The organism is Alcanivorax sp. HI0044 (genome assembly GCF_001634945.1).
On sequence record NZ_LWEZ01000007.1, the window covers coordinates 1 to 1,351 of the forward strand.

1 protein-coding gene is annotated in these 1,351 nt (G+C 59.1%); it reads right to left on the reverse strand.

Going from position 1 to position 1,351, the window contains the following annotated elements; genetic code table 11:
• A partial coding sequence (locus A3730_RS00085) for a zinc-binding dehydrogenase (RefSeq protein ID WP_231883785.1) occupies positions 1 to 970 on the reverse strand: 970 nt, incomplete at its 3' end.
• Positions 971 to 1,351: the final 381 nt, after the last annotated feature.

Sequence of the window (1,351 nt, forward strand, 5' to 3'; positions counted from 1 at the left end):
CCGCATGAGCATCATCGAAGGCAAAGCGATGGCCCACATGGGGTGGAGGCAGGGCAATGGTCTGTAATTCGCTGAGCAAGGCCTTCATGCTGGCTTTCTGTTCCCATAGCCAGATCAGATTGAAGGCCATCACCGACCGGTTGCTGCTGATCATATCCATAACGTCATAGCGAGGGCGGCGCAGGTAGCGCCAGGCGGCTTTGAGGTAGTTGGGGCGGTTGCCGGTGGGGGTGAATTCGGCGGCGCCGAAAACCACCAGCCGGCCCATGGGGTTCAGTGCGGCAAAGCTGGCTTGCTGGACGGTGCCGCCGATGGCGTCGAGCACCAGATCGAAACGGTGGCCGGTTTCGGTGAGTTGTCGGGAAAAATCCGCTTGGCGTATCAGCACATTTTCAAAACCCATTTCCTGCAGCATCGCGGCTTTGTCGGGGCTGCCTACCGTTCCAACCGGGTTGGCACCCAGCAGGGTCGCCAGTTTCATGGCCTGCAGGCCGACTCCGCCGGCGGCGCTGTGAATCAGTACACGTTGCCCTGTCTGGATGGCGCCGAGGGTGGTCAGGGCATACCAGGCGGTGAGGGTCTGGGCCGGGAAGGCGGCGCCCTGAACGAAGCTCCAGTCGTCGGGTAGGGGGATCAGGTAATCCGGTTCGCTATCAACACTGGAGCAGTAACCGCCGAACCGGGTGACACCCATCACCCGGTCGCCAACCTGGAAGGCGCTGTCGGTATTGTCGGTATCTGTGCCTGTGTCGATGACTGTGCCGGCAAATTCCAGCCCGGGGATGAAGGCGCCTTCCGGGGTTGCGGAGTAAAGGCCGGTAAGGGCGAAAATATCCGCAAAATTCAGCCCCACCGCATGAACCTGCACCCGGACATGCCCGAGAGACAGGGGAGGCAATGGCCGCTGCTTTTGAACCAGATTGGCCAGGCTGCCAGCCTTGGGCGTTTCCCAAACTGTTACCGTGGGCATGACGAGTTCCGATGGTTAAATGGCCAGTATGCGGGGTCGCAGGGTGAGGCTCAATGTGCCCGTACCTCAGGATACAGGCCTCTTCATGCTCTGCGCAGTACAGGCATTATGTCGCTGCATATTCATCTTGTTGCTTAGCTTTCTTCATGTCAGTCTTTACCCCGTATTTATGTCAGCCGATTGCCGGCAGACAGTAAGGAGATTAACGACATGGAAACGTCGACACAGGGACGGGCGGTGCGCGTCTGGCTGGGCTATGCCTTGCCGACACTGGCTCCGGCTCCGCATCGTCAGAAACTGTATGACCAGCTTGGCCAGATTTTTATTCCGGCCACGGTTCAGTTTATGGGGCCGTTGGGATTGCAGGCTTATATCCCTTCC